Origin of the sequence: Anaeromusa sp. (assembly GCF_028691475.1) — a bacterium.
In the GTDB taxonomy this organism is placed as follows: Bacteria; Bacillota; Negativicutes; order Anaeromusales; family Anaeromusaceae; genus Anaeromusa.
Window position 1 is genome coordinate 1 of the sequence record NZ_JAQUZF010000025.1, and the last position, 20,496, is coordinate 20,496.

Here is a 20,496-nt window from a genome sequence, read left to right on the forward strand (position 1 = left end):
AAGCGCCTCGGTTATCGAACTCCAGACGACCTTTTCGAAGACTTTCTTGACTCTATTTATGCTGCTTAATTTAAACTACTGTTCTACTTTACCAAAGTGTTCAACTTGCACTTGCAATTTGCGAAAAGATAAATTCAACAAGACAAATTTACCTGGATTTTCCGCGCCCCCTGAAAATAAATACGCATTCCAATCCATGCCGGACAGCCACGGTCCTATTAAAAAAGCAGTTAGCAAAAGTGAAGCGGCAAAAGCCGGTAAAACCCGCAGGCAGCGGCTGACAACATACCGCTTCAAAGTATGACTGCAAAAATAACTCTGCGTAATTAAAAAGCCGCTTATTACCATAAATCCGCAAACAGCCAGGGAACCGAAGCTTACCTGAAAGCCAGTTATGCGTTCCAATATGTCTCCCCCATGAGCCGTACCATATAACAGCGGATAGGAATGGGAATAAATGACCATGGATGCAAGGATAAAGCGCAAAATATCAAAAGCATTATTCCGATTGTCGTATACTTCACCAAATGTTCGTAAACGCTCCATCGTCTGTTCTCCCTATTTCTGCAATTTCATGGCTTTTTCCAGCAGCTCCTGTCGTGAAGACAACAGGCGTTTGAGCTCTGCCAAGAGGGCCTGCGCTGATATTTCATCAACAACCCACCCGCTCCCGGTTCGCAAAATTCTTTCAGCCGGCGCCCCAATATTAAAGGCTAAAACCGGATAACCCGAATTCATGGCCTCACTGGTCGTATAGGAAAAGGTTTCCGGCCAAATACTGGGGATCACGACCAAGGCAGCTCCATACTTCGCCAGCAACGACGAGATTTCCGTATTGTCATAGCGACCGGTTACTTCCAAAATTCCGTCCGCGCTCTTATAAGCTTCATTATGCACATCGGTAAGACCAATCACCTTTAACGCCAGCGGCAACTTTTCCCTGCGAATCGCAACTTCCAAGTCATAAACAAACCTTGAACCTTTATTTTCCCCTAAAGCGCCGATAAAAGCAACAACCAATGGGCTGCTTTCTGCTGCCTCCTTTTTATAGGTGTTCCATGCCGGCACCGGCAGCTCATGTTCACACACTTCAATGTCTGCATCGGGGTAATAACGCTGCACAATTCGTTTCGTTGTTTCGCTTGGCGCAATAATATGCTCCGCCTGCTTGAGAAATACCCGGAAGCTCGTACGCCACCGCTCTATCTCAATATCCCGGGCCTTCATATTAATCCAAGGTTCAGTAAGCAGGCCTTGGCGCACACAGCTTTGGCATTTGTCCTGATCGGTTTGCGCCTGACAATAGTTATTCGCCATATTCAACAAGTTATAGCTGGGACATACGCAAAAATAATCATGCAGAAAGTATGTATAGGCCAAGCCGCTTTCCATAATCTCCGGGATGACGGAGTCCACTGGATACTCTATCAGTTGATTAATATACAAGCGATCAAGGCGCCACATTTCACCCATCCTGCGCAGCCAGCCCCTGGAGAGCTGGGCTAAGGGCAAGCGGAAGGAGGCGGCACCGTCTTTGCCATATTCGCATAATTGCAAGTGTTTACCGTCTGCTTCTAATTCTGCACTATAAAGACGATGTGTTGCCACCAATTTGGCCATCAGCGTTTCTTGATATAAACGCGTGCCGCCGCCTAAGGAATTATTAATAAATAAGATGCCTTTTTTGCCTTTGTCTTGCGCCGCCCGCACCAGGCTATACATGGTTTCCCGCACATTTCGGGCCGGATCCATTAAAATATGCCGATGCACCTGTTCTTCATAATCAGGGTACCGCTCGAGCAAAATTTTAAAATTTTCCGCAATGCGTTCTTCTTTTTTCTTGTTGGTCATGGTCGAGAAACTGGCTCCATGCTTGTGATATACAAACAAATTAGGCGTCAAGACATGCTTCCAACCGGCCTTAGCGGTTCGCATGCACCAGTCGTTTTCCTCACAATACCCTTTCCCATACGCTTCTGCGTCAAAAAGGCCCAGTTCATCTAACGCCTGCCGTGCTAAGAGCATGCAAAAGCCCACTCCTGTAGGAATTTCAATCGCTTTTTTCGGGCCATATGCCGCAAAAAGGGCATCTATCTCGTCAACATCCAATCCTGCCGGCAGGGCATTATCCTGACACACCAATGGAAAAGAGCAGATCGTCGCACTATTGGAAAAAGGAGTTACCGAGGCGATTTTCTCTTCCTTACCCAATGGCGCCAACAAACGTTCCAGCCAGTTCGCCGCTACTTCTGTATCCGTGTTCAAAAGAACCACATGCTGGCTCGTGCGTTTGATTCCTTCATTTACACTTTTAACAAAGCCCAGATTTTCCTGGTTCTGGAGGATAATCAACTTCTGCAAACACGGCGGCGGCTCCTGCTGCTCCAGTTCCTGCAGCCAAGAAGCAATGCGCTCATCTGTACTGCAGTCATTGATCAAATACAAATTATAGGGGTGCTGCGTATGAGCGTATACGGTTTCAAGGCATTTTTTTGCGTATTCATAGGCATTATAGATGGGCACAACAATATCGACTGGCGCAGTTTCATCCAGTCGTTCCTGCTGACTTTCTGCATGAGGCGACAACGCCAATAACAAAGCGGCAGCTATTTCCTCTTCTTGTTTTTTACTGCCTTCCACTTCCAGCTTCCGCTGTATGCGCTGCAAAATTCCCCGCAAGTCCCCTTTACTCAAATAGTAACGAAGCTTATTCAGATTTTGCCAGGTTGCGTATTTTTTGAGTTTTGAGAACTCGGAAACCAGTTTTACGAGCAACCGCAAAAAAACACGCCGCCCACTATTTTCAGGCAATAAGCAGTCACGCAGATGATAACAGCGCAGTAACAGCTTGTAACCCTTTGACGCTTTATATCGCTCAATTTCCTCTTCTTTTTCCGCTAGCTTTCCTTGCAGGGCTTGCAGTTCCTGCTGTTGTTTTTGAACCTGCTTTTTCAGGGACTGCCACTCTGTTTCGTCCCGAAGCTCTTTATTTTTTTCCATCACCAACGCTGGTTCAATCCCTTCTATTTCCAACTTGCACGAGCTTTTTGAGCCCAATACCGCAAAGGGGCCGTTATGCGCCAAGAGCAAGAATTTTTCAGTGCTTCTGTTTCTCTGATAGCTGCTTCATATTGCTGCCGCAAAAGGGCATTTTTTTCCCGTTCCTCGTTCCAACGGCCCTCTAAGACGGCGCTCTTCTTTTCCATGGTCGTACGCATTTCGTCATAACGCTGGCTCCAAGAAGCCTCCGCTTGCTGGAGCTTTTGGCGAAGCTGCCCATAATAGGCATCCATTTCCGCTGCACTCCAAAAATGCCATGTTCCTTGACAATGCAGCGCCGCCGCCTGCTCAGGCACCTCCAAAAAAACCATGGGATCATTGCACTCAAAGCGCCATGCGCCATTGTCTTGGGTTACCCCATTATGTAATAATCTCTCCCAATTTATTTGCTTATACGTGCCATCCTGCAGCAGCCATTGCATCGATTCCATGTGAATATCGCAGAACTTTCCTTCCACAGGATCCCAACGCACTTTTTGCACCTTCAAGCCCTGGGGCAGCGCAAAAGACAGCTGAAACTCATGGAGCCCGAAATTAGCCGGCAAGCGGACACACTGTTCTTCACTGAAGCCTGCACCGCAATCTAAGAAGAGGCAAGTCTCCCAACCAGGCAATATATTAAACAAATCGTACTGCCCTGCCAAGCTCAGAAGCTGGCGATACTGAAACCCGATCTGCTGTCCTATTCGTTCTACTTTGGCCGGATCTGCCAGTTGCTCGTACAAGGTAGACATGGCAAAATACCGATGCGACGGATGCAGGGGATGACCCGTCTCCAAAATCATACGCGCCAAAGCCACTGGAATCAACTCCGGGGAGGACGGCCGCAAGCGCTCTGGACACTCGGGGAAAACAGCAAGAAATTCTTCCACGGTTTCCAGTTCCGCATAATGCTTTAAAATCTGAATATATTCCACGATGGCCCGAAATCTTGCCACCGGCTTAGCGCCACTGGTATTGGCTTCTCCGGCCCGCACCCGAAAACCGCTCAATTTTTCCGGCAAAATATGAATTTCATGCTTTTTGCACAAACGAATCCAGAAGTCCAAGTCCGCCAGCTGCAATAAGCGCGGGTCATATGCACCGACTTCATCTTGAACGGTTTTGCGAATCATTACGCTGGGATGGCATAAACAATTTGCCTTGTAAAAAAAATGGTTCAGCCACGCTTGACGGCTACGGTTTGTCTGCTCAAAAATGGCGTAGTAAAAATTGCTTTTATCCTTTAAGGGCTCGCCGCTTTCGCCAATAATTTCCGCCTGACTGAAAACAGCCGCCACTTCGGGATGCGCCTCTAAAAACGAAACTTGCCGCTCTAACTTTCCCGGCAAAAAGACATCATCGGAATTTAAGACGGCAATATATTCGCCGCGCAGTTCTTCCAGGCAGCGCTGCGCCGCAAGACCTGCTCCTTTATTTTGAGAAAAACGAAACAAACGGATTCGAGGATCTGAAAATTTTTCAATCTCCTGCACCGTTTTATCGCTGGAACCATCATCGACAATGACCAATTCAAAATCGGCAAAGGATTGACCTAATACACTTTCGATGGCAGTCGCAACATATTTTTCGTGATTGTAAGAACACATGGCTACACTGACTTTCGGCATGATGTCCTCCTTTTTCATTTCCAAAATAACGGATGCGCCGTGCAGCGAAGAACAACCCAGCGCGGTAAAAATCGATATCGTTTCCCCAAGTGGTACCCTAGAAACTTTCCGAAAGTATAAAGCCAGCTTTTCCCCAACCACCGATACGCTTTTTGCTTCCACAAAAATTTCATTTCAGAGAGAACAAAACGCACACCTTCCCCTTGGGGAGATCCAAGTTCCCGTAGCAGCCATGAGCTTTGAGCATGAAATACGCCTGTATCAAAGGCCCGGCGAAAATACGGCAGCAAAGAGTAGGAATGCGAGTGGCAAACAACTGCATCAGCCGCATAACCTACTGACCAGCCTCGCTTTAACATTCGCGCCGCCAATTCCATATCTTCACCCAAAATTACGTTTGCTGAAAAGCCGCCTGCTTCCAAAAAGGCCTCTTTCTTATATAAGGCAAAGGAGTTTGAGCAAAAAGCTGCCCGAATACCGAGAAAAGTTATATCTTGCGAAGACGCCACCCGGCTGTTTTCAGGATAATTAAAATATCTTGCATGAACAGCGATCGGGTCGGCATTTGCCGTAGGCAATTGCCGGCCATACACCACCCCGAGGCGTTCTTGTTGCTTCAGCATTTCCTGCAAGCTAGCCAGAGCCTTGTTATCTTGAAAGGCAATGTCCTGCGTGCAAAAAAGAAGCGCATCCACCTGCCAATGCGCCAGCAGATGTTGCGCTGCTTCTTGCCGGGTCGCTCCATGCCGAAAATTTTCAGGAAGGATACTCCAAACAGTGGCCCCTTGCTGTTTCGCTAAAGCCGCCGTATTGTCGGAAGAACCCGAGTCAATTACATAAACACAAGCCGGAGCAGCTGATTGTTTTTGCAGAGCCAGCAACAATTCTCCAAATCGATCACCTGCATTGCGCGTAGGGATAACACAGCCAATACGCATTCTATCTAGTAGGCTCCTTTCCGCGCTAAAACCACTTTGATCGTCTTTAACAGCAGTACTAAGTCCAACCACAACGTCCAGTTACGAACATACCAAGAATCCATTTGAATTCGCTCATGATATTCTACATCATTTCTGCCATTAACTTGCCAATACCCGGTTAAGCCCGGTCGCACCAGAAAATAATCTTGAATGTATTTTTCATACCGGACCACTTCCTTTTGCACAATCGGCCGTGGTCCAACCAAGCTCATTTCACCACGTAAAACATTAAATAATTGCGGTAATTCATCCAAGCTGGTGCGACGTAAAAAAGCGCCTAAACGCGTAATGCGCGGATCTTCTTTTAACTTAAAATCTTGTTCCCATTCTTTTTGCGCAGCCGGATTCACCTGCAAATACTGCCGAAGCTTTTCTTCTGCATCTATTATCATCGTCCGGAATTTATAACACTCAAATTCCTTCCCCTTATAGCCAATACGACGATGCGCAAAAAAAACAGGACCAGGAGAATCCCTGTAAATCAAAACCGCTAAAATTAAAAACAGAGGCCAGCTCAACAGCAGCCCAACCACAGTCAACACAACATCCAAGCAACGTTTCAACTGACGATTGTAATCTTGCGCCAAATTATTGCGTACCCGCAACATGGCAATTTTTTCGTTTAACAAGGTGTCCAGTTCCATATCACCTACAGGAATGCCTCGCAAATCAGGCACAAAGGTAATATCCTTTGCAAATGGTTGGATCTGGAAAATCAACTCCGCCAATTTTTCTCGGCTCATGCCCGGAGCTGCAATCAGCGCATGCCGAATAGCACAACGCTGCATTATCGTCGCAGCCTCGTCAAAGGTCCCCAAAACCGGCACCCCGGCCAAAGAGGAGGACATCGTTGTTTTATGATCATCCACTACGCCAACAATACGATATCCCAATCCGCTGTCGTCTTGCAGAAAACGCATTAATAGCTGCGCCGTCTGCCCTGCGCCAAATAACAACACTGGAATCTGCCATAAGCCGACTTGAATCATCAGCTTTTTCCACAAATATCGTGAGCCTGCTAAATAAAAGAAAGAAAAAAACCACAGAAATGCCACATACGGCCTAGAAATATGCTTTACCGTTTCCGTAAAGTACATAACGCACAACACAAAAACCATGGCGTATACGCTAATTTTAAAAATGCGCTGGGTTTGCTGCCAAAGCGGCAGCCGCCGTTGATACAAGCGCGCAAATTGCAAAAAGAAAATATACGTCAAGGGAACAATCAGGTATGTATATGCGCTAGGAACAGGAACAAAAGGCTGCAAAGGCATCACTAACGTTAAACCATATTCACGCAAGATAAAAGCCGTTCCTGATGCAAGCATTACCGCACCATAGTCACTCACCAAAAAAATTAAAGCCACTGCCAAGTTTTTCGCTTGCAGACTTAAGAAAGGCCTCTCATTGGAAAGCTTCCAGAACGTACTGGAGGTTTTACTTTCACTCATTATAACTCTTCCTTTTCTCTTCTGCGCTCAACCTACTACTAAAATTCTTAATAAATAATTCGCGAAAGAGCAAAAAAATCCTTCAATCTTCACATATTCCCCGCATTTTCAAGATACCAGGCATAGGTTTTGCGGATGCCCTCCTCCAAAGAGGTGCTTGCTTGCCAGCCCAACGAGTTCAACGCACTGACATCCAGTCTCTTTACAGGCGTCCCGTCCGGCTTAGACGCATCAAAAACCAATTCGCCCCGGTAGCCGACAATGTCCGCCATAAGCAGGGCCAACTCGGCAATGGTCAAATCACTTCCCGTGCCGATGTTTACAAATTCTGGCTGATCATAGTTTTGCAGCAGGAATACACAGGCGTTCGCCAAATCATCCACAAACAAAAACTCCCGTCGCGGCGTACCGGTCCCCCAGACAACAACCTGCGGCGCCTGGTTTACCTTGGCTTCATGCAGCTTGCGCAGTAGCGCCGGCAGCACATGAGAATTTTGCAGATCAAAATTGTCATTTATGCCATACAAATTCGTCGGCATGGCCGAGATGAAACAATCACCATATTGCTTGGCATAGAACTCACACATTTTTATGCCGGAAATTTTCGCAATGGCATAGGCTTCATTGGTCGGTTCCAAAGCACCTGTAAGCAAGTACTCTTCCTTCAGCGGCTGCAGCGCCATTTTAGGATAAATGCAGGAACTGCCCAGGAATAGCAGCTTCTTGACCTGCGTTTCGTGCGCAGCATGAATCAAATTGGTCTGAATCATTAAGTTATCATAAATAAACTCCGCCGGATAGGTAGAATTGGCTCCGATGCCCCCTACCTTGGCCGCCGCATCTACCACGTACTCCGGCCTCTCCTGCTGAAAAAACTCCTGCACAGCCTGCTGACAACGCAAATCTAATTCTTTACTGTTCCGCAGCACCAGGTTTTCATACCCTTGACGCTGCAATTCCCGCACAATCGCCGACCCTACTAAACCTCGGTGGCCGGCCACATATATTTTAGCACATTTTTCCATATTTGCCGACTCTCCCTTACTCGCAGACGTCTACAATCTTATAGCCATGGAAAGCACACAGCTGATCCCGCTCGGCCAGGCGCAGATCTTCCTCTACCATTTCCGCCGCCAACTGCCCTAAATCCACCTTTGGCTGCCACCCTAGCTTTTCTCTGGCTTTTCCCGCGTCACCAATGAGCAATTCCACTTCCGTAGGCCGGAAATAGCGCGGATCAACCTCCACCACTATGCTGCCGTCGGCTTTGTTTATGCCCTGTTCCTGCACGCCCTCGCCGCGCCATTCCAACTCAATGCCCACATGACGAAATGCTAGCTCGACAAATTCGCGCACTGTATAAGTATGGCCGGTAGCAATAACAAAATCTTCCGGTTTTTCCTGCTGCAGCATCAGCCACATGGCTTTTACATATTCCCGCGCATGGCCCCAATCGCGTTTGGAAGACAAATTCCCCAAATATAGCCTCTTCTGCAAGCCCAAGTGAATTCTAGCCACCGCTCTGGTAATTTTGCGAGTTACAAATGTTTCTCCTCGCAACGGCGATTCATGATTAAACAAAATGCCATTGCAAGCAAACATATCATAGGCTTCCCGGTAGTTCACCGTAATCCAATAACCGTATAGTTTGGCCACCGCATAAGGACTGCGGGGGTAAAACGGCGTCGTCTCTTTTTGCGGCACTTCCTGCACCAAGCCGTAGAGTTCACTGGTAGAAGCCTGATAAAAGCGGGTCTTTTTTTCCAACCCCAAGATACGAATGGCTTCCAAGATACGCAGTGTTCCCAGTCCATCTGCGTTGGCAGTGTATTCCGGCGTTTCGAAGGAAACTTTAACATGGCTTTGGGCCGCCAAATTGTAGATTTCATCGGGCTGGACCTGTTGAATGATGCGGATCAGATTGGTAGAGTCCGTCATATCGCCATAATGCAGAAAAAAGTTCACATCCTGCTCGTGAGGATCCTGATACAAATGATTGATGCGATCCGTATTAATCAGCGATGAGCGCCTTTTCACACCATGCACTTCATAGCCTTTTTTTAAAAGAAAGGAAGCCAAATACGCCCCGTCCTGCCCGGTAATGCCCGTAACAAGAGCCTTTTTTTTCAAATTCACCGACTCCTCTATCACATTTTTTCCATTATATCACAGAAAGACAGGCTGCAAAACAATGCGCTACCCACGACAGCATGTCTCCCATCAGGAGACTTAAAAATCATCTTGCTCGGAAAATTTCATGCCAGCCATAGCAAGCCCGGCAAAGAACCAATAGAGCCGAATGACCGCGGCGTTGCCAAAATTAAATTCGGTCAATCCCTGCAGCAAAATTCCCACGGTGGCAACCATAAGCAAATATCCCCAAAAGATCCCCCGCCGCATGCCGCGCCAGCCTCGCCATAAAATTAGGCCAAATAAAAGACAAAAGGCGCTAAATCCTACCACACCTTGCTCCGCCAAAATTTGAAAAATATTGCTGTGCGCATGCATCTGGCCGCGCTCTTTTGCTAAGGGGGAAATATAGTGATTCTGATACTGATATTCGTAGTTTTGCGCTCCAACTCCCACGAGAGGGTGGTCTAAAAACATAGCCCAAGCGCTTTGCCACATCAAGAGGCGCTCTGAATTCGACTGAAAGGACGCATCCCCCAGCGTATGCACCCGTTCCTGTAAGCCGCCATGCTGCCCGGCTATGCCTATAAGCAGCGCAAATACCACAATGCCGGCAGCGAGAGCCTTTTTATACTTTCGCAATAAAGTAACGCCTAACAACATCAGTAAAAAGATAACAGCCAGCCAAGCTCCTCGGGTTCCGTTCACAATCAACGCGGCCAAGGATAACAGCCAAAGAAAACCGAGACCCCAACGCCATGATTTCTTCAGGGGCAGTTGCTTGCCCCAGTCAGCTGCTGTCGCCAGCGTTAAAATAGGAATCCATTGCACCAAAAAGCCAGCCAGCATCATCGGATGAGAATGAAAGGCCGGAGCGCGCAAATTGCCGTGAAGCCCTTGCCACAAGGCATAGCCATCCGCTACCAGCAAGGAAAAGGCACCCGCCCCCAACAACGTCCATAATTGTTTTGGTTCCTTGCACAAAAGAGGCACAAAAAAGAAAGGCAGCATGCGAAAAAAATAATTCACCGCCCGTTCCACCGCAGCCCATGGCTGCAACGCACCGACAGCCGACAACAGCACAGTGCCTAAAAACAAAAAGCAAGCTCCCATTGTAACGAGCTCAAGGGATTTCCAGCATAATCCTTTCTTGACTGAACCCCAGACAACAAAAATGCTTGCCATTCCCAGAGCAATATTAACGCCTGCAATTGATACGGCGGAAAAAAGTGCAAAAATCACCATGCATCCATAAGCATATTTTTGAATATTGTCGATCGCGTCCCTCTCCTTCCCTCAATTGCTTTATTTATACTGTCGCTATAAAAAAGCGATCCAGCCACGCTTCCCAAGTATAGCGCCGGACTATGTCTTCAGAAACCACCATATAAGGAGTAGCTAAAAAATCAGTCAAGCGCCGTTCCTCATCCAGTCCCCAAATAAAAATGTTTTCTTGCCTGTAAAAATCGCAGTTTCGCACTTCCGGATTATCGGTAAGCAGCTTCTTACGAAAGAAAAGCGCTTCCATTGCGCGCAACGTCAGGCCGCTCTGCCCTGGGTCCTGCAATTCTACAATGCATTTGCTTTGCGAAATATATTTAATAATTTCGTTGTAAGGAATGTCTTTATCCACCAAGATTTCCTTCGCCTGCGATGACAACTTCGCATAAGAGCCTCGCGCCGCTTTACGCAAAATAAACTTTATCCTATAGTCCTGCTTGCGGAGCAGTTGCTGCAACGCAAGCAATCTAGCCAGCCTGCTTTTATCGACACCAATAAAAAAAGCGTCATATACAGCCGCTTCGGCTACACGGCTCGCTGCCAAAGCCTTTTGATTGTCTGCCTCCAGAAAAACATGATCATAGCCAAAGGCATTATGCCGCATACCTTCCCGCTCACAGTCTCCTTGATCAAAAGACCACAATTCACAGGGCAACTTCTTAAAGTTTTGCGGGTCGTTTTTCGCGTCGCGACGAAATTTATTTACATAGTAGATAATAATCCTCGCCTTAGGATTATGCTCATGAATATACTCAACTACGTCACCACCGCGAATACCGTCAAAAATTATAACCGTATCATACTTAGCAAGCCCCTGTTTCCAGGCTTCATACCAAATGTTTTTTCCTGGAAGCGCTGTATGCTCGTGAAGGGTGCGCAAACTTTTTTTCAGACCCCGGCAGGGTGCGTACAGCTTTGCGTGCTGCACATATTCATTCTCACAGGGAATGCCATCAAGAATTAGGGTTTGATGCTTCTGATATAAGTGCAACCCGCTTCACTCTCTTCCTTCGTAGGATATACCTCTATACGCTATTTCAAAAAGCGCTCCGCAGCTGCCGCCAGCTCTTCTACCGAAATGTCCTGCACGCAGTAATGCATGGGACATTTTTCCGGGGTATCCACCGTTGGACACTCCGGTAGCCTATGCTGCGCCACATAGCTTTTCTTGCATAAGGGCGCCCATCGTTTGGCGGAAACGCAGCGAAAAATACCGATAATCGGTACGCCGGTGGTAGCGGCAATATGCATGCCGCCAGTGTCAATGGTAATCAAAAGATCAATTTGCCGGCAAAGCGCCGCAAATTCCAACAAGCTTGTTGCGCCGCACAAATTCAAAACCGGAGCTTGCACAGCGTCCGCAAGCTGCTGGGCGTAGTCTTTGTCCTCCGGCGCGCCAACCAGCAAGCAACTGACGCCCCCCTGCGAAGACAAACGGTCCATCAAAGCCACGAAGGACGCTTGCGGCCAGTTTTTTAAATAATAGGTCCCTTTCACGCAAAGAGCAACCCGCTTATTCCCTTGCGGCAATGATGCCAGCAAGGCTTTCGCTGTTTCCCGGTGCTTGGCGGTAATCGCTCCAATAACTGGCTTGGCGCTGCCCTGCACCTTAAAGGCGCCGCGGATAACGTCCTGAAACAACTCCGACTGGTGCGTATTAAGAAAATCATCGGACGTGTGCACCGCATGGGACCACAATCGCCGTATCTGGCTGGGCTTGTTGTCAAAAAGACGATCCGGTCCTACGCGCAGAGGAATTCCGGCTAGCAGCGTCAGGATGGACGGACGCAGTTTGCGATCCAAGGAAATGCTGAGGTCAAAATGCCGGTTTTGCAGTTCTTTGACAAAACGCAGCATTTGCCGCCAGGAACGCTCTTTAGGCTGATACACCAGGGGAATAACCTCTTCCAGCAAGGGATGCCCCTGCAGCACCTCCGCTACCGACGGCTTGACCAGCATGGATATACGCATCTGAGGAAAGTGCTGCTTTAGCAAAGCAATGGCGCTGGTGGCCAACACCACATCTCCCAGGTTGACCAGGCAGTGAACCAGCACTTTCTGAGCCGGTTTCTGTTCCATTAAACATAGCCGCCTTTTGTGTCAAGAATGCCGGCGTAATCAGCTACCGCTGCCGTCAGCGGCGTAAAGTCCGCCGTAAAACCTGCCTGCCGCAGCTGGGATGCGTCACTTTCGGTGAAGCTTTGGTATTTGCCTTGCAGTGCTTCGGGAAAGGGAATGTATTCGATGCTGCCTTTGCCATAGTGAGCAATCAAAGCGCGCGCCACGTCATTAAAGCTGTGCGCCGTGCCGGTACCGCAGTTGAATACGCCGGAGAGCTGCGGATTTTGCCAAAAATGGAGGTTCACCCGCACTACGTCTTTAACATAGATAAAGTCGCGCCGCTGTTCGCCGTCGGCATAGCCGTCGGTTCCTGCAAAAAGCTTGATTACGCCATTTTCCAGCAGTTGGTTGTGAAAATGAAAAGCCACCGACGCCATGCGTCCCTTGTGGTTTTCCTGCGGCCCAAATACGTTAAAATAGCGCAAGCCAACCACCTGGCTGTTTGCCGCCGGCAGCAACTGACGTACATAACGGTCAAACTGCAGCTTGGAATAGGCATACACATTGAGCGCTTCTTCGCAGGCCGGCTCTTCGCGAAAGCCCTGTGCGCCGTCGCCATAGACCGAAGCCGAAGAGGCGTACATGAAAGGAATGCGATGCTCCAGCGCATGGTGCAGCATGATTTTGCTGTATTCGTAGTTATTGGCCATCATGTAGTTCCCGTCCGGCTCCATGGTATTGGAGCAAGCGCCGTTATGAAAAATAGCTTCAATAGCCTGTCCGTGAAACCGACCGGTTTCCAGACGGGTCAGAAAATCTTCTTTATGCAGATAGTCTTTGAACTTGAGGCCGTTGAGGTTGCGAAATTTCAAGCTGCTGCCTAAATTGTCCACAACCAGAATATCTTCAATGCCTTGTTCATTGAGGCCTTTAACCAAATTGCTTCCGATAAAACCAGCGCCGCCAGTTACGATAATCATATAAATACCTCCTAGAATTTATGGGGTATGAGATATTGAACAGGAGTAGAGTGAGTGGAGGGAGGGTTCGAAAAGAATGAACAAATACGGAGATTGAACAAGAGAATCGAAGAACCTGAGGGTTCGTATGAGGGTTACGGTTTAGGTTCTCCTGTTCAATCCATGCTTCTCTAACAAATAAAAGGCAGCTGTAGTTACAGCTACCCTTTATTTTAACATTTATTGTCTAAGGTGGCGAGTAGTTCGTCTCTACTTATGGCATAAGTCCCAACTTTACCCACTACAAACCCTGCGGCTACATTAGCCAGCCTGGCAGAATCCGGCGCTTCCAGGCCGCCTGCGATACCAGCGGCGAAAACGGCGATCACCGTATCTCCAGCTCCAGATACGTCAAAGACCTCCTGTGCCAAGGTAGGAACATGCACTTCTTTACGGGAAGCCAGAAAACTCAAACCCTTTTCCGAACGCGTTGCCAAGAGCGACTGCAAACGGTAACGCCGCCGCAGTTTCGCCGCCGCCTGCCGTACGGCCTCGTTTTCATTTGCCAAATCAGCCCCCAGCGCTTCCCCCAATTCCTTAAGGTTAGGAGTTACCGCAAAAGCACCCTGGTAACGTTCCCAGTCAGTCCCCTTCGGGTCAACGATGACAGGTACGCCATGCTGCTCTTGCAATTCCATCAGACCTTGACAAAGTCTGGGCGTGCAAACGCCTTTGGCATAGTCGGACACGATAATGGCTTTGCATTGCTGCTGTACGACTTTGGCAGTAATGTATTCCAATACACGATTTTCTGTTGCTAGTGGCCAGGGAGCTGTTTCTTCAAAATCTAGGCGCAGCATTTGTTGATGGCCGCCGATGATACGCAGCTTAGCCGTTGTCGGCCCAGGCGTAACAAATAAGCCACTGCAATCCACGCCCAATTCTTCCAGCATCTTCTCTAAGCAACGCCGGTTTTCATCATCGCCAACAGCGCCAACTAGCAAGGTTGGACAGCCAAGACGAGCCAGATTGTGCGCTACATTGGCCGCCCCGCCCAAGGTTTCCTTTTTACGAGTCACCCTTGTAACCGGCACCGGCGCTTCGGGAGAAATGCGTTTCACTTCGCCAAAATAGTAACGGTCCAACATCACATCGCCGACTACTAACACCGGAGCTGCCGCCGTCTGCTGCGCCACAAAGTCGCGCACTTTTTTCTTATGCCGAAACATCGCCGCATCTCCGTTCCAGTTCATCACACAACCAATGCCCTAACAAAATATGACATTCTTGAATCCGAGCCGTAACATTCGTCGGCGCGTTAATGCAAACCTCGCACAGCTCCGCCAACTCGCCGCCATCGCCGCCGGTAAAGCCAATGGTAAACATGCCTTCTTCATGGGCTTGACGAACTGCGGCCAATACATTGTCGCTGTTGCCGGAGGTACTGAAGGCGAAAAGCACATCGCCTATTTTTCCTAACGCTTGCACCTGACGGGCAAAGACGCGCTCATAGCCATAGTCATTGCCGCAAGCTGTCAAAATCGAAGTGTCCGTAGTCAGGGCAATAGCCGGCAAGCCTTGGCGCTCCCGAGTAAAGCGCACTACTAGCTCCGCCGCCAAATGCTGGCAATCCGCCGCCGAGCCGCCATTGCCGCAAAAGAATAGCTTGTTGCCGCCCTCGAGCGCATCCTGGCATAAATCAGCCGCTTGGCGGATGTCATCGCCGCAGGCTGTTTCAAGCTGTTGGATTGCCTGAATATGTTCTTGAATGGTTTTATGCAGTGTCATAGCTGACCTCCTTGGGAAAGTTATTGAACAGGAGTAAAGGGAGGGTTCGACGAGAAAAGGATTGAACAAGAGAACCGGATTTACATGAGGGTTTGTCTGAGGGTCACGGTTTATGTTTTTATAGGAACAATAATTATTCCTCTCCTGCGTACCCTCCGATTCTCATCACGACTCTTGTTTAATCCCCGTAAACCCTTCCCCTGACCCTATCTTTATTTAGCTAGGCGCAGTTGCTGTTTGGATTCAGCCACTTGCAGGCTCGCTGCGAAAGCGACAAAAAGCTTGCCCGTAGCTTCGGCCGCGAGGGGAAGAAGAATTCGCGAGGCCTGGGTATAGCCTGCTTCGGTTTCTCCTTTAACCAACGCAAAGAAAGCAGCTGATTCTTCCACGACACATTGAAAAAGGCCTTCCGCATCCGAAGGCAAGGTAATTTCTGTCGCTTGCCGCACCAATTTGGCCGCTTTAGGGGCAGCCCAGGTTTCAAATTCCCTGTGACCGAAAAAGACATGTCCTGTCGCATGATGCGGCACGCACATATCCTGGAGCAAATGAGCCGCCGCTCCCAAATAAAAAGCAGCCTTGCCCCACTTACCACGCTTGGCTAAGCGCTTCGCTTTCTCCAGATATTGTTTATAGTACAAAAAGGCGGAGGGAAACAAGAGCAGCCCTTTTTTCTTTTGTGGATGATAGTAATGGGTAATATTCTTCCACCCCGTGTCCGCCCAGGCTACGCCTGCCAATAATTCCTTTTCCTTGGCAATAAGCAGCGAAGCATTCGGCGTCTTGCCCATGCGCCGCAAGCCCTCGGCAATCATCAGTTGATGCGTTACCGGGCCCCGGTCTACCAATAGCTGAAACGGACTAACCGTCAGCAGCAGCAATCGCGCCAAAGCCCAAATGGGCCAGCGGGCCCAGGCGATAATTTGTTGCACTAAAAATCCCCCTTAAATAGAGATATGGAATTTAAACAGGAGTAAAGGGAGTAGAGTGAGGATTCGAGGTGTTAAAATTTGAACAAGAAAACCGTAGTCACGTGATATGCCAACATTCTTAACGTTTGATAGCAACAGTTGGCTTGATTATATCACAGCCGCCTCGCTTCATAAAGCGCCGCCTATGATCCGAAGGGGCTGCTCAGCCACTTTTAATCGCAGAGGCCCGTCCGGAAAAACATCTCCATCTATCTGCCGATCGCCTCTGCCCCCGCCTTTAATGAGCACTTCTCGTGCGGCGCTAATTTGCACCCCGCTGTGGTGCGGCAAGCGATCTTGAGCCAGCCAATAAATATATTCAAAAATATCTTTGAAACTTCTCTTTTGAAAGATACAAATTTGCAACGCCGCTTTGTCTAAGCGCGCTTCGTAGGAAGCGTGGCGTATACCGGCATAATAACGCCCCTTGGCCACTACGACGGCGCTGGCATCTTCTGCAACTTTTTTCCCATCTATCGTCACCTGATAGGAGCGGTGCCAATGGGCCCGCAACAAGAGCAGCAATAGCTGCCACGCATAGGCCCATTTAGAAATCCACCGTTTTAAGCCTTTTTTCACGCGATGCACCACCCAGCCGTCAAAGCCGGCGCCGACATTGGCTAGAAAATAGCGTTTATTAACAATGCCAGGCCAGACCCAGATTGTCTGGCGTCGCCAAAGCATCTCGGCAAATCCCTGTGCGTCTTTGGGTACGGCCAATTCTTCAGCAATCAGATTAATGGTACCGGACGGATATACCGCCAACAAGGGCCACGTGTCGGCCGGCTCTTTATAGAGGCCGTTTATTGCTTCGTTCAACGTACCATCACCGCCAGCTACCACCAGCAACTCCACGCCTTGTCGGCAAGCTTCCGCCGCCCATAGCTCCGCATGGCCGGCATAGGTAGTACGACAAAGCCGCGAGGGTGCTTGCTTTTTTTCCAGTGCAGCAATGACAGCCTCTACTTTTTTACGTTTATGCCAACCGGCTTGTTCGTTGTAGATCACCCAAATTTCGCGGAACATAGTCGGCCTCCCTACCGTATAATGCGGCATTCATGCGGTCCCAGCCCCGCCCTATCGGACGCAAGTTCTTCCGAAGACGCCTCTAGCAGCCGTAAGGTTTCTTTTTCCACCTGCTCCACGGAGATCTTCCACATGCAGGAATGATGCTCACAGTGGTGGCTGCCGCAAGGGTGGCAAGGTTCCTTGCTTTGAATCAATACGCTTGTATTACTATAGGGATAAAAACCAGGAACAGGGGAGGCCCCGAACATGGTCACCAGCGGTACTCCCATGGCAACAGCCACATGCATAGGCCCTGAATCGTTGGTTACCAGCACACGGCAAAAGGGCAGCACCGTCGCAAGCTGCATCAAGGACAGCTTACCGGTAAACACACTTACCGCTTCCTGTGTATCTGGCTTCATCAGCGCGCGCGTTTCTTCCACAATTTCTTCATCCATCGGACCACCAAAAAAACCAATCCCATAGCCTCGTTCTATGAGGCGATCCGCCAATTTGGCAAAATGCTCATGGCGCCAGCGTTTCGTCGGCCAGCTGGCGCCAATATTCAGCCCCACTACGGGCCGCTCATGGCGCACTTCTCGTTGCCAAATGGCAGCCGCTTCTTCTTTAGCGCCTGCATCAAGCCAAATTTCCAAGCCCTGATCATCGCGCTCCGTAACGCCCAGAAGCTCGCGCAACACGTCAAAATGAGACTCAATTTGATGTTTTTCCGCTTTACGATTCAATAGGTACTTGGTAAAGCAATGCCGCAACACCGCCGTAGCATAACCGACAATCGTTTTAGCGCCGCTGAAAGCAGCCAAAAACGACGCCCGCTCATTTTGATGCAGGTTGATAACCCACTCAAAGCGGCGCTGCCGCAGTTCCCAAGCAAAACGCAAATACGGAAGAAGTCCATCGTCTTGCCCCTTTTTATCTATGACGATCAGCTCGTTGATATTTTGATTGTTTTTCACTAAATCTTGCAGCTTCTTATCCGCCAGCAGCGCAATATGGGCCTGCGGAAACTGCGTGCGCAATGTACGCAAAATAGGCGTAACCAGCAAGAGATCGCCAATATGCATTAAATTGATGACTAAAATCGATTTAGGCACGCAGGGCCGCTCCTTTCTGCGCCATTTCGACAATCGCTGCCGCTAATCGCCTCGGCGCATACCAAGCATAGGCCTCGTCCAAGGCCGCCGCATAGCTGGCTGCTTTGCTATCATATTCATTTACAAAGCGCTCCATAACCTGACGCAGCGCTTCCCAATCTCCATTCGGAAACACTTCGCCCATAGGAAATTTTTGCAGTACTTCCGGATTGACGATATCGGAAATAATGACAGGCCGCTGCTGTCCAATCGCATTGGATAGCATAGCGGAGGTATGATAGCGATACCGCGGCGCTCCATAGGGCATCATCAAAACATCCACACTATCAAGAGCTGCTTGCCAGTCTTTGCCGATCAGGGGCTGATGTAAAAACTCTAAACCAGGCTGATCCTTGTATTGCGCAATCAAGCGTTCAAAGTCCGCCGCATCGGCATCATTGGCAGTCGCCCCCTGCACCAGCAAGTTCACTGGACGGGAAAACTGGCAGGACAAGTAAAGCTCTAAAAATTCATCCAACTTTTTTTCCCGGCGGTACTGTCCAAAAAAGCCCAATTTTAGTTCTTCTGGAGCCAACCGCAGCGGTTTCGGTTGAATATCACGGGGCAAATACGAAGGCGGCGGAAAGTACGAAATATTGCTTTCTCCCTTACCGGCAAAAGCCTCGGGAGCAAAGGTCTGCACGCCAATACGCACCATGGGATACGCCGCTACTTGCTGCGCCTGCTCCTGCAGCCTGCCCGCCTCGTCCGGCGTCAGGCCGTGAATCAAGAACAGCAGGGGCACAGGGCTTTGCAGTAAGCGGCTTTTACGCAGCCCGCGTAAATAGCGATAGGTTGCGGAAGGGAAAATCACAGCATCAAACTCACGCCTCTTCGCGGCTTCCAACAATTGATGGTACCAGCCGCGCCGCCGCCACTCCCGCTTGATGGCCAAACCCCATTTGCGAATTCCTCGGATTGAACCGTAGCTAACACCCGCTCCGGAAAGAGTATGGACTGGAACGCCATACTCATGACAAAAAGCATGCCCTTCCGGCACATAAAAAGCAACTTCATGCCCTAATGCTTGCAGCTCTTCTACTAGAATACGGTCATAATCAATCTCATGACCGCCCGGGGTCATAACCGATTCCATAATGGCAAATTTCATCGTCTTACTTCCTTTCCACAGGAGCGCCATAATATACCTTCAAGTATTTGGTCATAGTATAGAAAAAATGCAGCAAAGCCAGCACCAGACCCATACGGCCATCTCGCCAACCGGCTTTCAATATGTAAAATTTAAAGAAGCCCGCCATCGGACGCAATAACAAGTCGGAAAAACGCACTTTTTTGCGTTCGTCCCGCATTTTTTGCGCCAACATAGTCGTGTACTGGTTCAGTTTGAAAAAATACCGTTCCCATTCCTGGTATGTATGGTGAAACATGCATGCTTGCAGCCGTTTGACAGGCAACGTCACTTTTGCCGCTTCGTGCACAATGCCTTCCCAACGAATGGCCGCTCGGGGATAAAAGCGCAGCGACCAATCCGGCGCATGTCCCCCGTGAAAAACAGGCTGGCCGAAGACAATGTTCTTGCGCAGAATTTCATAAGCGAAAGCATCGCCCCGCTCCATAATGCGCCGCACTTCTGCCGCCACATCCGGTGCCAGCCGCTCGTCCGCATCCAAAAAGAGCACCCACTCGGCTTGGGTTTGCGTCAAAGCAAAGTTGCGCTGCCCCGCAAAGCCTTCCGTCATCGGATGGACAACTACTTTGCCGCCTTTTTCTGCCACGATGGCCGCTGTCTGATCCGTACTGCCGGAATCTACAACGACGATTTCATCGGCAAAAGCGGCACTGTCCATGCAGGGACCTATATTTTTTTCTTCGTTGTACGTCAGAATCAATATCGCTAAACGCGGCTGCATAGGAAAACCTCATTTCTAAGTAAAAAAAACAGAAATTGAAAAATAAGAACGAAACTCAGAGGAACAGAGGAAATGCCAGAGGTATCAGAGAAAAAAATGGTTCAGGGATGGCTTGCGGTTATTGTCATTGCGAGCGCCAGCGCGGCAATCTCCTAAATTTTCAATTCTCTGG

The 20,496-nt window shown here is 49.1% G+C and carries 18 protein-coding genes; all 18 read right to left on the reverse strand.

The window, feature by feature from the left end; translation table 11 throughout:
• Nucleotides 1–75 precede the first annotated feature (75 nt).
• Nucleotides 76–546, reverse strand: coding sequence for an acyltransferase (locus PHF27_RS05385; RefSeq protein WP_300067093.1), 471 nt, complete (start codon nucleotides 544–546; stop codon nucleotides 76–78).
• 12 nt (nucleotides 547–558) lie between these two features.
• The gene (locus PHF27_RS05390; RefSeq protein ID WP_300067095.1) at nucleotides 559–3,033 is read right to left on the reverse strand and encodes a glycosyltransferase; all 2,475 of its coding nucleotides are present in this window, start codon (nucleotides 3,031–3,033) and stop codon (nucleotides 559–561) included.
• Complete coding sequence (locus tag PHF27_RS05395) at nucleotides 3,024–4,670, reverse strand: glycosyltransferase (protein WP_300067096.1); 1,647 nt, start codon at nucleotides 4,668–4,670, stop codon at nucleotides 3,024–3,026. Before PHF27_RS05395 ends, PHF27_RS05390 begins: the two co-directional genes overlap by 10 nt.
• A gap of 14 nt (nucleotides 4,671–4,684) precedes the next feature.
• Nucleotides 4,685–5,608, reverse strand: coding sequence for a glycosyltransferase (locus PHF27_RS05400; protein ID WP_300067098.1), 924 nt, complete (start codon nucleotides 5,606–5,608; stop codon nucleotides 4,685–4,687).
• Between the two features lie 5 nt (nucleotides 5,609–5,613).
• Complete coding sequence (wbaP, locus tag PHF27_RS05405) at nucleotides 5,614–7,101, reverse strand: undecaprenyl-phosphate galactose phosphotransferase WbaP (RefSeq protein ID WP_300067100.1); 1,488 nt, start codon at nucleotides 7,099–7,101, stop codon at nucleotides 5,614–5,616.
• An 89-nt stretch (nucleotides 7,102–7,190) separates the two neighbouring features.
• The gene (locus PHF27_RS05410; RefSeq protein WP_300067102.1) at nucleotides 7,191–8,126 is read right to left on the reverse strand and encodes a GDP-L-fucose synthase; all 936 of its coding nucleotides are present in this window, start codon (nucleotides 8,124–8,126) and stop codon (nucleotides 7,191–7,193) included.
• Nucleotides 8,127–8,142: 16 nt separating this feature from the next.
• Entirely contained in the window at nucleotides 8,143–9,231 is a 1,089-nt protein-coding gene (gene gmd / locus PHF27_RS05415) for a GDP-mannose 4,6-dehydratase (RefSeq protein ID WP_300067104.1), read from the reverse strand.
• A gap of 99 nt (nucleotides 9,232–9,330) precedes the next feature.
• Entirely contained in the window at nucleotides 9,331–10,329 is a 999-nt protein-coding gene (locus tag PHF27_RS05420; protein WP_300067105.1) for an O-antigen ligase family protein, read from the reverse strand.
• 211 nt (nucleotides 10,330–10,540) lie between these two features.
• On the reverse strand, nucleotides 10,541–11,503 hold the full coding sequence (locus tag PHF27_RS05425) for a hypothetical protein (protein WP_300067107.1): 963 nt from the start codon (nucleotides 11,501–11,503) through the stop codon (nucleotides 10,541–10,543).
• Nucleotides 11,504–11,544: 41 nt separating this feature from the next.
• Complete coding sequence (locus tag PHF27_RS05430; protein WP_300067109.1) at nucleotides 11,545–12,591, reverse strand: glycosyltransferase family 9 protein; 1,047 nt, start codon at nucleotides 12,589–12,591, stop codon at nucleotides 11,545–11,547.
• Nucleotides 12,591–13,553 carry an ADP-glyceromanno-heptose 6-epimerase gene (gene rfaD, locus PHF27_RS05435; protein ID WP_300067111.1) on the reverse strand — a complete coding sequence of 321 codons (963 nt, stop codon included), beginning with the start codon at nucleotides 13,551–13,553 and terminating at the stop codon, nucleotides 12,591–12,593. The genes PHF27_RS05430 and rfaD overlap by 1 nt, the downstream gene beginning before the upstream one ends.
• Before the next feature lie 212 nt (nucleotides 13,554–13,765).
• Nucleotides 13,766–14,761 (reverse strand): D-glycero-beta-D-manno-heptose-7-phosphate kinase, encoded by a 996-nt coding sequence (gene rfaE1 / locus PHF27_RS05440; RefSeq protein ID WP_300067137.1) that lies wholly within the window; start codon nucleotides 14,759–14,761, stop codon nucleotides 13,766–13,768.
• Entirely contained in the window at nucleotides 14,748–15,320 is a 573-nt protein-coding gene (locus PHF27_RS05445) for a D-sedoheptulose 7-phosphate isomerase (RefSeq protein ID WP_300067113.1), read from the reverse strand. Before PHF27_RS05445 ends, rfaE1 begins: the two co-directional genes overlap by 14 nt.
• Nucleotides 15,321–15,532: 212 nt before the next feature.
• Nucleotides 15,533–16,252: a zinc dependent phospholipase C family protein gene (locus tag PHF27_RS05450; RefSeq protein WP_300067115.1), complete on the reverse strand. Its 720-nt coding sequence runs from the start codon at nucleotides 16,250–16,252 to the stop codon at nucleotides 15,533–15,535.
• Nucleotides 16,253–16,420: 168 nt separating this feature from the next.
• Nucleotides 16,421–17,317 carry a diacylglycerol kinase family protein gene (locus tag PHF27_RS05455; RefSeq protein ID WP_300067117.1) on the reverse strand — a complete coding sequence of 299 codons (897 nt, stop codon included), beginning with the start codon at nucleotides 17,315–17,317 and terminating at the stop codon, nucleotides 16,421–16,423.
• A gap of 11 nt (nucleotides 17,318–17,328) precedes the next feature.
• Nucleotides 17,329–18,414 carry a lipopolysaccharide heptosyltransferase II gene (gene waaF, locus PHF27_RS05460; protein WP_300067119.1) on the reverse strand — a complete coding sequence of 362 codons (1,086 nt, stop codon included), beginning with the start codon at nucleotides 18,412–18,414 and terminating at the stop codon, nucleotides 17,329–17,331.
• Nucleotides 18,407–19,564, reverse strand: coding sequence for a glycosyltransferase (locus PHF27_RS05465; protein ID WP_300067121.1), 1,158 nt, complete (start codon nucleotides 19,562–19,564; stop codon nucleotides 18,407–18,409). The genes waaF and PHF27_RS05465 overlap by 8 nt, the downstream gene beginning before the upstream one ends.
• Nucleotides 19,565–19,568: 4 nt before the next feature.
• Entirely contained in the window at nucleotides 19,569–20,324 is a 756-nt protein-coding gene (locus PHF27_RS05470) for a glycosyltransferase family 2 protein (protein WP_300067123.1), read from the reverse strand.
• Nucleotides 20,325–20,496 lie beyond the last annotated feature (172 nt).